We start from the raw sequence: 12,931 nt of genomic DNA on the forward strand, positions 1-12,931 counted from the left end.
GTGTGTATAAGGGACAGGGATCGGACCGTTGTCGAGGAGCCGGGTGGAGCCGACGATCGCGGCGACCAGCACGAGGGCCGGGCCGCGATGGTCGTCGTCGACCGGCAGGAGCGTCGCCGGGTTCACGACGACGAGGTAGTCCAGCTTAACCAGCGACTCGCCCATCGCCGCGGACTGCGCGGCCGCGATCACGGCGTCGATCCCTCGGTCGGCCGCCGACGCGGCGGCTTCGAGGACGTGCGGGATCGTGCGGGCCGCTCGGCGCTCGCGGGCGTCGAGGTAGCGGTTGCGGCTCGAGAGCGCGAGGCCGTCCTCCTCGCGCACCGTCTCGACGGCCTCGATCGTGACCGGGACGTCGAGGTCGCGCACCATGCGGCGCACCAGGAACAGCTGCTGCGCGTCCTTCTGCCCGAAGAACGCGATGTCGGGCTGCACGATGTGCAGGAGCTTCGCGACGACGGTGAGCATGCCATCGAAGTGACCGGGGCGGGAGCGGCCCTCGTAGAGGGTGCCGACGTGCCCGGCGACGACTCGGGTGGAGGAGGGGCCGTCGGGGTACATCTCGGCGACGGTCGGGGCGAACACGACGTCCACGCCCTCGGCCTCCAGCAGCTCGGTGTCGGCGGCGAGGTCGCGCGGGTAGCGGTCGAGGTCCTCGGTGGGGCCGAACTGCAGCGGATTGACGAAGATCGAGACCACGACGAGGTCGGCGCTCCCGCGCGCCGCGTCGACGAGGGCGAGGTGCCCCTCGTGCAGCGCTCCCATGGTGGGGACCAGGGCGATGCGGGATCCGGCGCGCCGCGCCTCGGCCAGCCGCTCGCGGAGGGCGTCGACGCGTTCGATGGTGCTGATCACCCGACGATGCTACCGGCGGCGCGCGGGCCCCCTCGCTGATCGAGTAGCCCGCGCAGCGGGCGTCTCGAGATCGCCCGGGCGCGGAGGAAGCGATGCGTCAGCCGGCCGCGCGGCGCAGGGCGTCGTCGACGGAGGAGCGCACGAGGCTCGAGAGGAAGAAGCCCGGCTTCTCGACGCCGATGCCCGCGAGCAGGCCCGCCGCCTGATCGACGATGGCGCTCGAGAACGTCGTGGCGGTCGAGACGGCCTCCGCGTAGGCGGCGCGGTCGGCCTCGGCCACGGTGACGGGCTCGCCGCCCATCTCGACGACGAGCGCCTGCGCGATCGGGAGCACGGGTCCGGGGGCCGTGACCGCGAAGTAGGTCTCGACGAGGCGGGCGAGGTCCAGGCTCGTGCCGCTGAACGCCATCGCGGGGTGCACGGCGAGCGGGATCGCCCCTCCGGCGAGTGCGGGAGCGAGCACGCCGTAGCCGTGCTCGGGCGCCGTGTGCAGCACCAGCTGCCCGGGCTGCCAGACGCCGGCCGCGGCGAGCCCCGCCACCAGCGCGCCCAGCTCGTCCCCGGGCACGGCGAGCACCACGAGCTCGCTGCGCTCGACGAGGTCCGGGATCGCGAGGATCGGGGCGCCCGGGAGCAGCGCGTCGGCGCGCTCTCGGCCGGTCTCGCTCGTGGTGGCGACTCCGATGATCGCGTGGCCGGCGTTCGCGAGCGCCGCTCCGAGCACGGGTCCGACGCGGCCGGCTCCGATCACTCCGACGCCGAGGCGTCCGTCGCGGCGGGTGTCAGGCATGGGGCTCTCCCTCCGGAGCGGGCCAGGGCGAGGGCGCCGGCCAGGGTGCGGATGCGGTGGCGGCGCGGCGCCCCCACAGGTGGCTCCCGTCGCGCTCGGCAGCGCGGACGCCGGCCCGGGAGAGCCTCTCGAAGAAGGCCAGGGCGTCGGCGGCGCCCATCACCGGGATCGTCGCGGTGACGGGGCCGGCGACGGTGTGCACGTGCGCCGACGAGACTCCGAGCAGGCGCTGCAGCGGACCCTGCTGCACGCCGATGCTCTGCATCCGGGCGAGCGGCACCACCACCACGTGCCGCCAGACCGCGCCGCTGCGCAGGATCGCCGCGTCCTCGGTCAGGCGGTAGCCAGTGCGTCGCCACGAGAAGGGGCGGAGCCAGGCCGCCGCACGGGGCGCGCTCGTGAAGCCGGCCGCGTCGCGCTGCCGCAGCGCATCTCCGACGGGGGTCGCCTCCGCTCCCTCCGCCGCCCCCGGCAGCAGCAGGCCGAGCACCTTCTCGACGTCGCGCAGATCGCCCACCGGCAGGATGGTCGTGTTCGGCTCGCCGTTCGCCCCCTGGGACGCCGCATGGCCGGCCCGGTCGATCTTGACCTGCCACCAGCCGAAGGGGCGCCAGAGCAGCGGCTGCGCGATCTCGACCGCGTGGATGCGGCCCGGCGGGAGGGTGTCGCTGCTGGTCGAGAAGACGCCGTAGCCCACCCGCACCCCGTCGGCGGTGCCCGAGATCGAGTAGCGCAGCGAGCGCACGAACTTGCGGACGTAGTAGCTGCCGGAGCCGATCAGGCCCGGCAGGATCGCGAACAGGACGACGGGCGTGCCCTGGACGGCCACGAGGACCACCGCGACGATCGCCGCGGCGAGGAACAGCGTGAATCCGCTGAAGACGAGCGAGCCCAGCAGTCGCCCGGGCGGGATCGTCACCACGGACTCGGGAGGCGTGCCGTCGTCCGCCTCGCCGAACTCCTCGATCCTGCGGGCGAGGAAGCCGCCGGCGGGCGCGGTGCCCGGCACGTCCGCCTCGCGCTCGCGCACCCCGGAGGCCAGGCGGAGGATGTCGCGCCGGAGGGCGTCGACCAGCCGGGAGCCGAGGTACGAGAGCTGCACGTTGGCGTCCTGGCCGGCGACGCCGACCTCGAGCTTCGCGGCGCCGACGAGCCGCGCGACGAGCGGGCGCTGCACCGCGATGCCCTGGATGCGGTCCAGGCGCGCGCGGCGGTTCGTCCGGAACAGCACGCCCGAGCGCACCTCCACCACCTCGTCGGTGATGCGGAAGGTGTGCATGCGCCACGAGAGCCAGAAGGCGAGCACGGCGACGCCGAGTCCGACCGCGACCGCCAGTAGCGCCCAGCCGATCAGCCCGCGGTCCACCAGCTGGTCGACGGGGTCCCCGCTCTCGTAGCCGCCGGGCGCGGGCAGGAAGAACTCGACGAGGCGCTCGCGCAGATTCGTGATCAGGATGCCCAGGACGACGAGCAGCCCGATGCCGCCCTTGAGGACGGGGGTCGCCGGATGCAGGCGGTGCCACTCGCCGTCGGCGAGGTCGGTCTCGATGCCGCGGACGGGCGCCTCGGCGGCGCCGCTCACAGTCCGGCCCGGCGCGACTCGGCCAGCGCGACGAGGCGGTCGCGCAGCTCCTCCGCCTCGGCTTCGACGAGGCCGGGGATGCTCACGCCGGTCGCGGCGGCCGCGGTCACGAAGCGCAGATCGGCGAGGCCGAGCGCTCGGGCGAGCGGGCCCCGGTTGACGTCGATGAGCTGCATCCGGCCGTAGGGCACCGAGACGAAGCGCTGGAACATGATGCCGCGGCGGAAGAGCAGGTCGTCGGCGCGCAGCAGGTAGCCGTAGGAGCGGGCCCGGCGCGGAGCGACGATCAGGAGGGTCACGGCGAGCACGGCGGCGGCGGCGAGCGCGATCCAGGCCCAACCGACTCCGATCAGGAGCAGCACCACCGGGGCGATCAGCAGCACGACGCTCGAGACGACCGCCTGCACGAACTCGACCGCGACGTACTTCGGCGAGACGCGCCGCCACTCCCCCGTCACCTCGAGCCGGGTGCCGGGAGCGCTCGGGGCGACGGGCGCAGGAGCGGACTCCCGCTGCGCCTCCTGCTCGCGCCTGGCCTCGCGGCGCGACAGCGGCTGCGGCTGCGGCTCGGATCCGTGCCGCGGCTCGGGCGGAGAGTCGACGGACGGCCGGGGCTCGGGCGCCGGTTGGGGGCGCGACTCGTCCGTCATGCTCGGGTACTCCTGTCGGCGGCGGGCCCGGAGCCGGCGTCAGGCGTGGTTCGCCTCGCCGACCACCGCGTCGTCGTCGTCATCGCTCGGCGGGATGGTGCAGAGGTGCTCGGCGACCAGTCCGGCCACCAGCAGGACGATCGATCCCGCGATCGTGGCGACGTCCTGCCACACGGAGCCTAGCGAAGGCACCACCGCGCGGCTCAGCAGGTAGAGCAGGATCCCGCCGGACGCTCCGAGCAGCAGCGCGCCGACCAGGCTCGAGGCCTTGGCGAGCACGACGACCCGCATCGCGCGGAACGGGTCGATGCGCCGGCGCAGCGTCCCCTTCGTGGCACGGTGGATGGGGATCGCGAAGCCGAGCACGAGCGCTGCCACGACGACCAGCGTCAGCGGCACCGTCAGCGGCGGCACGAGCACGGCGCGGCCGGAGGACGCGATGGCGAGGTCCAGGAGGAAGCCCACCACGGCGCCGGCGAGGCCCAGGCCGAGCAGGGTGCTGAGTCGGGTGCGCTTCACGGAGTGCTGCTCTCGGTGTCGGACGTGCCGGGGGCGGTGCTCGTCGGTGCGCCCGGGGGGCGGGCGCCCCGCCACGCTATCGCCTCCGGCCAGGGGCTGACCGGGTCGGTCGCGCGGGCGCGGAGGAGGGCGACCGGACCGTGCCCCGGCAGGACGGCGTCGGGCTCGACGTCGAGCCACGGCTCGAGCACGAACGCGCGCTCGGCGGCGCGGGGGTGCGGCAGCGTGAGGTGCGCGTCGTCGCGGACGACCGCTCCGACGGCGATCAGGTCGATGTCGAGCGTGCGGTCCCCCCAGCGCTCCTCGCCCTCGCCCCGGATCCGACCGCCGGCGCGCTCGATCGCCGAGGTCGCCGCGAGCAGGTCCTCGGGATCGAGGGTCGTCGATCCGGTGGCGACCGCGTTGAGGTAGCCGGGGGCGTCCGGATCGACGCCGTCGAGCTTCCAGGCGGGCGTCTCGACGACCTTCGACACGGAGTGCAGCCGCAGACCCGGAGTGGTGGCGAGTGCGCGCACCGCCTCCTCCAGGTGGGCGAGGCGGTCGCCGAGGTTGCTGCCGAGCGCGAGCACAACGCGACGCTCGGGGCGGATCCGCTCCTGCCGGGGCCTCACGAGCGCGCCCTCGTGATCTGCACGGCGACGTCGTCGAAGGGCAGCGGGATGGGGGCGTCGGGCTTGTGCACCGTGATGCGGACGACGTCGGCCGCGGCGAAGCCGAGCGCGACGGCGGCGAGGCGCTCGGCGACGGTCTCGATGAGGTCGACCGGGTCGCGGGTGACCGCATCCGCCAGCGCGATCGCGAGCTCGCCGTAGTGCACGGTCTCGGCCAGGGCGTCGGCGCCCGCCGCAGGGGCGACGTCGAGCCACACGGTCGCGTCGATGACGAAGTCCTGGCCGTTCTCGCGCTCGAAGTCGAAGACGCCGTGGTGCGCGCGCACGCGCAGGCCCGTCAGCGTGATCGAGTCGCGCAGGGCGAGGGAGGCGGGGTCGACGGCGGTCACGGGAGCTCCTCGTGCAGGCGGGCGGAGAGCGCCAGGGCGCGGGCGCTGGAGCGGACGTCGTGCACGCGGACTCCCCAGGCGCCGCGGTCGGCCGCGATCAGGCTGAGCATCGCGGTCACGTCGTCCCGCTCGGCGGCCGGGGCGTCGACGGGGGCGAACGGGGCGAGGAAGCGCTTGCGGGAGTGCCCGACGAGCACCGGGAACCCGAGCGAGACGATCGCGTCGAGGCGGGCGAGCAGCGCCCAGTCGTGCCCGCCGTTCTTCGCGAAGCCGAGGCCCGGGTCCAGGATCAGGCGGTCGTCGCGGATCCCGGCCTCCCGCGCCGCGTCGATCCGGCGCTCGAGCTCGCCCCGCACCTCGCCGACGACGTCGGAGTAGGACGCGAGGGAGTTCATGTCGGCACTGTGGCCGCGCCAGTGCATGGCGATGTAGACCGCGCCGCGCTCGGCGACGAGTGGCAGCATCGCCGGGTCGGCGAGTCCGCCCGAGACGTCGTTCACGACGAGCGCTCCGGCGTCGAGAGCGGCCTCGGCCGTGGACGCGCTCATCGTGTCGATGCTGACCTGCACCCCCTCCGTCGCGAGCGCGCGGACCACGGGCAGCACGCGCGCCTGCTCGGCGTCGGCGTCGACCCGCGCCGCCCCGGGGCGGGTGGACTCGCCGCCGACGTCGATGAGGTCGGCGCCGAAGGACGCGGGGCCCTCGCCGCTGGAGCGGGTCATGCCGATGCCGTGGCGCACGGCGTCGTCGACGGAGAACCAGCGACCGCCGTCGCTGAAGGAATCGGGGGTGACGTTCAGGATCCCGAGGAGGGCGGCGCGATCGGGCGGCGCGAGATCCGCAGCGGAGGGAGGCACGTCACTCCCCTCGCGCGGCGCCGATCAGCGCGATGATCTCGGCACGGGCGGCGGGCTCGGCGAGGGAGCCGCGGGCGGCGACCGTGACGGTGGAGCTGCGGGTCTGGCGCGGGCCGCGCATCCGCACGCACCCGTGCTCGGCGTCGACGACGACGACGACGCCCTCGGGAGCGAGTCCCGTCTGGATCACGTCGGCGATCTGCTCGGTGAGCCGCTCCTGCAGCTGCAGCCGCGAGGCGACGGTCTCGACGACGCGCGGCAGTCGGCCGAGGCCGACGACGCGCTCACCGGCGCGGTACGCGATGTGCGCCACCCCGAGGAACGGCAGCAGGTGGTGCTCGCAGACGGAGCGGAACGCGAGATCGCGGACGATCACGGTCTGCCCGTCGGGGTGCACCGTCGCGTCGCCCTCGACGACCGCGAAGGTCTCGTCGAGGTGCGCGGCCGGATCGAGGTCGCTCTCGCCGAAGAACTCCTCGTAGGCCTCGGCGAAGCGCCGGGGGGTGGAGGCGAGCCCCTCGCGGCCCGGGTCGTCCCCGATGGCCGCGAGGAGCTCGACGACGGCCGCCTCGATGCGCGCCTTGTCGACGGGCATCGGAGGCTACGCCGTCGCGGGACGCGGGTTGATCAGCGGCGGGCGCTGCGGAGCGGTCTCCTCAGTGCCGGCGGAGGTGACTCCGCCGTCGGTGGCACCCGCGTCGATCGGCGCCTTGGCGGCGGGGATCGCGATGGGCGGGAGATCGGACAGCGGGCGCTTGTCGCTCGAGAGCCACTGCGGGCGCTCGTCGATGCGGCGCACGTCCTTGAAGATGTCGGCCAGCTGGTCGTGGTCGAGCGTCTCCTTCTCGAGCAGGTCCGCGGCGAGGCGGTCGAGGATGTCGCGGTTGGCGTTGATGACCTGCCACGCCTCGTCGTGCGCCTGCTCGATCAGCTGCCGCGTCTCGGCGTCGACCCGCTCGGCGATCTGCTCGGAGTAGTCGCGCTGGTGGCCCATGTCGCGGCCGAGGAACATCTCGCCCGAGGACTGGCCGAGCTTGACGGCTCCCACGTTCGAGGACATGCCGTACTCGGTGACCATCTTGCGGGCGATCGCGGTCGCCTTCTCGATGTCGTTCGAGGCCCCGGTGGTGGGGTCGTGGAAGACGATCTCCTCGGCGACGCGGCCGCCCATGGCGTAGGTCAGCTGGTCGAGCAGCTCGTTGCGGGTGGTCGAGTACTTGTCCTCGAGCGGCAGCACCATCGTGTAGCCGAGGGCGCGGCCGCGCGGCAGGATCGTCACCTTGGTGACGGGGTCGGTGTGGCGCATCGCCGCGGCGGCGAGGGCGTGGCCGCCCTCGTGGTACGCCGTGATCAGCTTCTCCTTGTCGCGCATGACGCGGGTGCGGCGCTGCGGGCCGGCGATGACGCGGTCGATCGCCTCGTCGAGCGCGCGGTTGTCGATGAGCTGGGCGTTCGAGCGGGCCGTCAGCAGCGCGGCCTCGTTCAGGACGTTGGCCAGGTCGGCTCCGGTGAAGCCGGGCGTCTTGCGGGCGACGACCTCGAGGTCGACCCCCTCGGCCAGCGGCTTGCCGCGGCCGTGCACCTCGAGGATGCGCTTGCGGCCGAGCAGGTCGGGGGCGTCGACGCCGATCTGGCGATCGAAGCGGCCCGGGCGCAGCAGCGCCGGGTCGAGGATGTCGGGGCGGTTCGTCGCCGCGATCAGGATGACGTTCGTCTTGACGTCGAAGCCGTCCATCTCGACGAGGAGCTGGTTCAGCGTCTGCTCGCGCTCGTCGTGACCGCCTCCCATGCCGGCGCCGCGGTGACGGCCTACGGCGTCGATCTCGTCGACGAAGATGATCGCCGGCGAGTTCTCCTTCGCCTGCTGGAACAGGTCGCGCACGCGGCTCGCGCCGACGCCGACGAACATCTCGACGAAGTCGGAGCCCGAGATGGAGTAGAAGGGCACGCCCGCCTCCCCCGCGACGGCGCGGGCGAGCAGGGTCTTGCCGGTGCCGGGAGGGCCGTACAGCAGCACGCCCTTGGGGATCCGCGCGCCGACCGCCTGGAACTTGGCCGGCTCCTTGAGGAACTCCTTGATCTCGTGGAGCTCCTCGATCGCCTCGTCGGCGCCGGCGACGTCCTGGAACGTGACCTTCGGCGACTCCTTCGAGACCAGCTTCGCCTTCGACTTACCGAACTGCATGACGCGGTTGCCGCCGCCCTGCATGCCCGAGAGCATCAGCCAGAAGAACGCGCCGATCAGGAGGATCGGGAGCAGGAAGCCGAGCGCCGACAGGAACCAGTTGGTCTGCGGCACCTCGTCGTCGTAGCCGTCGGACGGGTCGGCGGACGTGACCGCCTCGATGACCTCGGGTCCGCGCGGAGCCACGTAGTAGAACTGCACCTGGGTGCCGTTGTCGCCGTCGGCCTGCGAGAGCGTGAGATCCACGCGCTGCTCCCCGTCGACGATCTTCGCCGACTCGACCTGGCCGTCCTGCAGGAGCTGGAGGCCCTCCTGCGTGCTGATCTGCCGGAATCCGGACATCGTGATCAGAGAGGATCCGATCCAGACCGCCACGATCGCGAGGACGACGTAGAGAATGGGACCCCGGAAGATGCGCTTGACGTTCATGAATGTTGCGGGTGGAGACCCGGCACCTTTCTGACGAAGAAATGTGAGTGTCAGGCTACCTCCCGCACTCTGGGCGCGTGCCGCGCGTTCGCCGTGGGCATGCGTCGTGCTGTCCGGCTCGTCCGCGGCGGTGCCGCGGACGAGCTCGCGGTCGGCTCCCGAGGTGGTCGCGTTCCGCAGAGCGGGTCCGGGCGGGCTGTCCGAGAACGCTGGCACGCGTTCTCGGATCGCGGCCCTGGGGGGGCGAGGGCGGTCCGATGGAGGGGCTGTCCGATCTGCAGGGGATCCGGGACAGGCAGGACGGTGACGAGCGGAGGCAAGCACGTTCCCGGGTGGAGGGCCTGCAGATCGTGCGTGCGGTGCCGGGTCAGGCGGGCGGCAGGAGGCGGGCGGCCGCCTCGGTGGCGAGGACGGCGCCGAGCTGGGCCGAGAGGGTGGCGGGCAGGGTCGGCGGGGCGTCCCAGCGGGGGCCGGCGAGCAGGACTCCGCGCCTCTCCCCCGACCGCCACAGGGCGTCGACGCTGCCCAGGACGAAGGAGCGCAGGCGCTCGGCGGTCGCAGGGGCGACCCCCTCCGTCAGCGCGAGGTCGACGAGGTGGCGGTAGGCGATCCCTCCGAACAGGGCGCCGTCGCCCGTGCCCTGGTCGATCAGGACGCCGTCGGGGGCGAGGCGGTCGAGGAGGTCCTCGGCCGTGAGGGCCGCGTGGGCGACGAGTCGGACGTCCGGTCGCAGGCGGTGCAGGGCGAGCGCCGCGCCCATGTAGACGCCGTGGTTGTAGCTGAAGGCCCAGTCGTCGCGGGCGGAGCCGCCCTCGCGGCCGATGCCGTCGGCGACGAAGCCGGACTCGTCGTCGCGCAGCCGCACGTGCATCCAGTCGAACGCCGCGCGCGCGAGCACCTCCCGCCCATCGGGACGCAGCAGCTCGAGCCGGGCTCCGAGGATCGCGAACGGCCCGTTCGCCGGGGCGTTCTTGTAGTCGAGCTGCCTGCGGCGCCAGGCCAGGCTGGCGCCGTGGCGGAGGTTCCAGCCCTTCCGGACGGAGAAGCGCCAGAGCCGGTCCGCACGGTCCAGCCAGCGCGGCTCGCCCGTCGCGGCACCGAGACGCGCGAGAGCGCCTCCGAGCCACATCATGTCGTCGAAGTAGCCGTTCACCAGTCGGCCGCCGTTGCGGAGCCGGATCGCCCGGTGCACGCGGCGCGCCCGATCGAGGTGCGACTCGTCTCCGGTGCGCTCGAAGGCGTCGACCGCCGCATCGATCGCGTGCGCCAGCCACCAGTAGTGGAACGGCGCGTCGGCGGCGACCGAGGTCGGATAGCTCGCGTGGTACCCGATCAGGGGCGCCCGGAACAGCAGGTCGAGACTGCGCTGCGCGACGTCCGCCCGCTGCTCGGGCGGGGTCGGGCTACTCGTAGACGTGGGGCGCGAGAATCGCGACATCGCGGAGGTTGCGGTAGCGCTCGGCGTAGTCGAGCCCGTAGCCGATGACGAAGTCGTTGGGGATGTCGAAGCCCACGTAGGCGACGTCGACCTCGACCTTGGCGGCGCGGGGCTTGCGGAACAGCGCGCAGATCTCGACCGACTCCGCTCCTCGGCTGCGCAGGTTGCCCTGCAACCACGAGAGGGTGAGGCCCGAGTCGATGATGTCCTCGACGATCAGGACCTTGCGGTCCGTGATGTCGGTGTCGAGGTCCTTCAGGATCCGCACGACGCCCGAGGACTTGGTGCTGCTGCCGTAGGAGGAGACGGCCATCCAGTCCATGACGATGTCGAGCTTGAGCTCGCGCGCCAGATCGGCCATGACCATGACCGCGCCGCGCAGGACGCCCACGATCAGCAGGTTCTCGCCCTGGTAGTCGCGCTCGATCGCGCGAGCCAGGTCGCGGATCCGCGCGTGGATCTCGGCCTCGGTGTAGAGGACCTCGGTGATGTCGTCGGCGATGTCGGCTGCTTCCACCCGATCACTCTACGGCCGGTCCGCAAGAGGTCAGTGCGGTCGGGCCGGCGCGAACACGAGGTCCGAGCCCGAGCGGGTCGCGACGACGCCGGGCAGGTCGACGCCCTTCTGTCCGTGCCAGTCGGTGACGAGGGCGGCGACGGCCAGCGTCTGCGCGCGCGAGAGCGCGACTCCGAACTCGTTCGAGACGACCAGGCGGATGATGCGCTGCCGCAGCGCGGGCGGATCGGCCGCCAGCCCTCGGGCGTCGACGGTCACGTGCCCCTCGTCGTTCTGGCCGACGAGCTCGAGGGCCCAGTCGAGCGCCATCGCGTCGAGCGCGTCGCCGTCCTCGCGCAGCTGCTCGGCGGTGCGGGCGAGTGCCTCGGCGATGCCCGGACCGAGCTCGTCCTCGAGCACCGGCAGCACCGAGCGGCGGACGCGGACCCGGGAGTAGCGGAGGTCGTCGTTGTGGGGGTCGTCCCAGGGCTCGAGGCCGGCGTCGGCGCAGGCGGCGCGGGTGCTCGCGCGGCGGATCCCGAGCAGTGGCCGGCGCAGCGGTCCGCTCACGGCCGCCATGCCGTGCAGGCTCGCGGCTCCGGCTCCGCGCGCGAGGCCCAGGAGGACCGTCTCGGCCTGGTCGTCGAGGGTGTGCGCGAGGAGGACGGCCGCGGCGCCCGTCGCCTCGACGGCATCGGCGAGGGCGCGGTGGCGCGCGGTGCGGGCGGCCGCCTCCGGCCCGTCCTCGCCCTCCGGTACCGAGACGACCTCGACGAGGACGGGCGCGAGGCCCAGAGCGCGCGCCTGGTCGGCGGCCCGGCGGGCGACGCCTGCTGAGCCCTCCTGCAAGCCGTGGTCGACGATCACGGCGCCGGCGCGGAGGCCCGCGCGGGGCGCCTCGAACGCGACGGCCGCGGCAAGCGCGAGCGAGTCCGCTCCTCCGCTCAGGGCGACGAGGACGAGCGAGTCGCGCTCGAGCCCGTCGAAGCCGGCGCGGACGGCCCGCCGGATGTCGGCGACGGCGGGGGTCAGACGGGGGCGATCGGGCACATCAAGTAACGTTAGGCCAGCGATCCTGCCTGCGAGCGCTGGCCTGTGCACGCGCTCGGGGAGGCGGATCCGATCCGCCGATGCGCCGCCCGCGGCGCCACCGACTCAAGGAGCGAACATGGCCGCATACGACGTCGTCGTAGAGATCCCCAAGGGCAGCCGCAACAAGTACGAGGTCGACCACGAGACCGGTCGCGTGTACCTCGACCGGGTGCTCTTCACCTCCTTCGTCTACCCGACGGACTACGGCTACTTCGAGAACACCCTCGGCCTCGACGGCGACCCCGTCGACGCGCTGGTGCTGCTCGAGTACCCCGTCTTCCCGGGCGTGGGCGTCTCGGTGCGCCCCGTGGGCGTCCTCAACATGAGCGACGAAGCCGGTTCCGACGCCAAGGTGGTCGTGGTCCCCGCGAAGGACCCGCGCTGGCAGCACATCCAGGACATCGACGATGTCCCGGAGCAGACGAAGAACGAGATCAAGCACTTCTTCGAGCGCTACAAGGACCTGGAGCCCGGCAAGTGGGTCAAGGTCGAGGCGTGGGGCGACGCGGCCGAGGCCGAGCAGATCGTCCAGGACGGCATCAAGAAGCTGGCCGAAGAGGGTCACTGACCCCTCGCGAACGACGAGAACCCGCTCCCTCCGGAGTCCAGCGGCTGCTGGATCGCCGGTGGGGGCGGGTTCTTCGCGTTGCGGGACCGAGCCGGCGCCCTAGGAGGCCGGGCGGCCGACCATGCCGGTCGGGGTGCCCCAGATGGAGTGGATGCGCACCGGCGCGTTGGGGTTCGGCGCCTCGATGATCTGGCCGTTCCCGAGGTAGATGGCGACGTGGTAGTAGTCGCCGGCTCCGCCCCAGAAGATCAGGTCGCCGCGCTGGCGCTCGCTGTAGGGGACGAGCTTGCCGTCCGCCGCCATGGTGTTGTACTGGTTCGTCGCCGAGTGGGTGCCGATGTAGCGTCCCGCGGAGGCGTAGGACTGCTTGGTCAGTCCCGAGCAGTCCCAGACGTCCGGACCCATGCCGCCGAGCAGGTACCGCTCGCCGAGCTGCGCGGACGCGTACGCGATCGCGGTCTCGACCTCGC

General features: G+C 73.1%; 15 protein-coding genes. 1 reads left to right on the forward strand and 14 read right to left on the reverse strand.

All coding sequences use genetic code 11. From position 1 onward, the window contains the following. The 13 genes from panC to tilS form a co-directional block, all read right to left on the reverse strand. Positions 1-855, reverse strand: an 855-nt coding sequence (gene panC, locus IOC53_RS17680; protein WP_207407805.1) for a pantoate--beta-alanine ligase, incomplete at its 3' end; no start/stop codon positions are given. Between the two features lie 97 nt (positions 856-952). After that, positions 953-1,645 (reverse strand): Rossmann-like and DUF2520 domain-containing protein, encoded by a 693-nt coding sequence (locus IOC53_RS17685; RefSeq protein ID WP_207407807.1) that lies wholly within the window; start codon positions 1,643-1,645, stop codon positions 953-955. Then, positions 1,638-3,227: a PH domain-containing protein gene (locus IOC53_RS17690; protein WP_207407809.1), complete on the reverse strand. Its 1,590-nt coding sequence runs from the start codon at positions 3,225-3,227 to the stop codon at positions 1,638-1,640. The genes IOC53_RS17685 and IOC53_RS17690 overlap by 8 nt, the downstream gene beginning before the upstream one ends. Beyond that, entirely contained in the window at positions 3,224-3,877 is a 654-nt protein-coding gene (locus IOC53_RS17695; RefSeq protein ID WP_207407810.1) for a PH domain-containing protein, read from the reverse strand. The genes IOC53_RS17690 and IOC53_RS17695 overlap by 4 nt, the downstream gene beginning before the upstream one ends. Positions 3,878-3,916: 39 nt before the next feature. Then, a complete protein-coding gene (locus IOC53_RS17700) occupies positions 3,917-4,396 on the reverse strand; it encodes a DUF3180 domain-containing protein (protein WP_207407811.1) in 480 nt (159 codons plus the stop codon). Beyond that, on the reverse strand, positions 4,393-5,007 hold the full coding sequence (gene folK / locus IOC53_RS17705) for a 2-amino-4-hydroxy-6-hydroxymethyldihydropteridine diphosphokinase (RefSeq protein ID WP_207407812.1): 615 nt from the start codon (positions 5,005-5,007) through the stop codon (positions 4,393-4,395). The genes IOC53_RS17700 and folK overlap by 4 nt, the downstream gene beginning before the upstream one ends. Continuing rightward, entirely contained in the window at positions 5,004-5,396 is a 393-nt protein-coding gene (gene folB, locus IOC53_RS17710; protein WP_307786248.1) for a dihydroneopterin aldolase, read from the reverse strand. Before folB ends, folK begins: the two co-directional genes overlap by 4 nt. Beyond that, on the reverse strand, positions 5,393-6,253 hold the full coding sequence (folP, locus tag IOC53_RS17715; RefSeq protein ID WP_207407813.1) for a dihydropteroate synthase: 861 nt from the start codon (positions 6,251-6,253) through the stop codon (positions 5,393-5,395). The genes folB and folP overlap by 4 nt, the downstream gene beginning before the upstream one ends. 1 nt (position 6,254) lies before the next feature. Next, positions 6,255-6,848 (reverse strand): GTP cyclohydrolase I, encoded by a 594-nt coding sequence (gene folE, locus IOC53_RS17720; protein ID WP_207407814.1) that lies wholly within the window; start codon positions 6,846-6,848, stop codon positions 6,255-6,257. A 6-nt stretch (positions 6,849-6,854) separates the two neighbouring features. Further along, entirely contained in the window at positions 6,855-8,867 is a 2,013-nt protein-coding gene (ftsH, locus tag IOC53_RS17725) for an ATP-dependent zinc metalloprotease FtsH (RefSeq protein WP_207407817.1), read from the reverse strand. Between the two features lie 367 nt (positions 8,868-9,234). After that, positions 9,235-10,305: a glycoside hydrolase family 76 protein gene (locus IOC53_RS17730; RefSeq protein WP_207407819.1), complete on the reverse strand. Its 1,071-nt coding sequence runs from the start codon at positions 10,303-10,305 to the stop codon at positions 9,235-9,237. After that, on the reverse strand, positions 10,271-10,822 hold the full coding sequence (hpt, locus tag IOC53_RS17735; RefSeq protein ID WP_207407822.1) for a hypoxanthine phosphoribosyltransferase: 552 nt from the start codon (positions 10,820-10,822) through the stop codon (positions 10,271-10,273). Before hpt ends, IOC53_RS17730 begins: the two co-directional genes overlap by 35 nt. A gap of 30 nt (positions 10,823-10,852) precedes the next feature. Then, the gene (gene tilS / locus IOC53_RS17740; protein ID WP_207407824.1) at positions 10,853-11,851 is read right to left on the reverse strand and encodes a tRNA lysidine(34) synthetase TilS; all 999 of its coding nucleotides are present in this window, start codon (positions 11,849-11,851) and stop codon (positions 10,853-10,855) included. Between the two features lie 118 nt (positions 11,852-11,969). On the opposite strand from tilS, the gene ppa reads away from it, so the two are divergent. Beyond that, positions 11,970-12,461, forward strand: a complete 492-nt coding sequence (gene ppa / locus IOC53_RS17745; protein ID WP_207407826.1) for an inorganic diphosphatase — start codon at positions 11,970-11,972, stop codon at positions 12,459-12,461. Between the two features lie 99 nt (positions 12,462-12,560). Here the strand turns inward: ppa and IOC53_RS17750 are convergent. Next, positions 12,561-12,931: C40 family peptidase (locus IOC53_RS17750; RefSeq protein ID WP_207407828.1), on the reverse strand; the 371-nt coding region annotated here is incomplete at its 5' end.

Source organism: Rathayibacter sp. SD072 (assembly GCF_017355185.1).
Taxonomy (GTDB): Bacteria; Actinomycetota; Actinomycetes; order Actinomycetales; family Microbacteriaceae; genus Rathayibacter.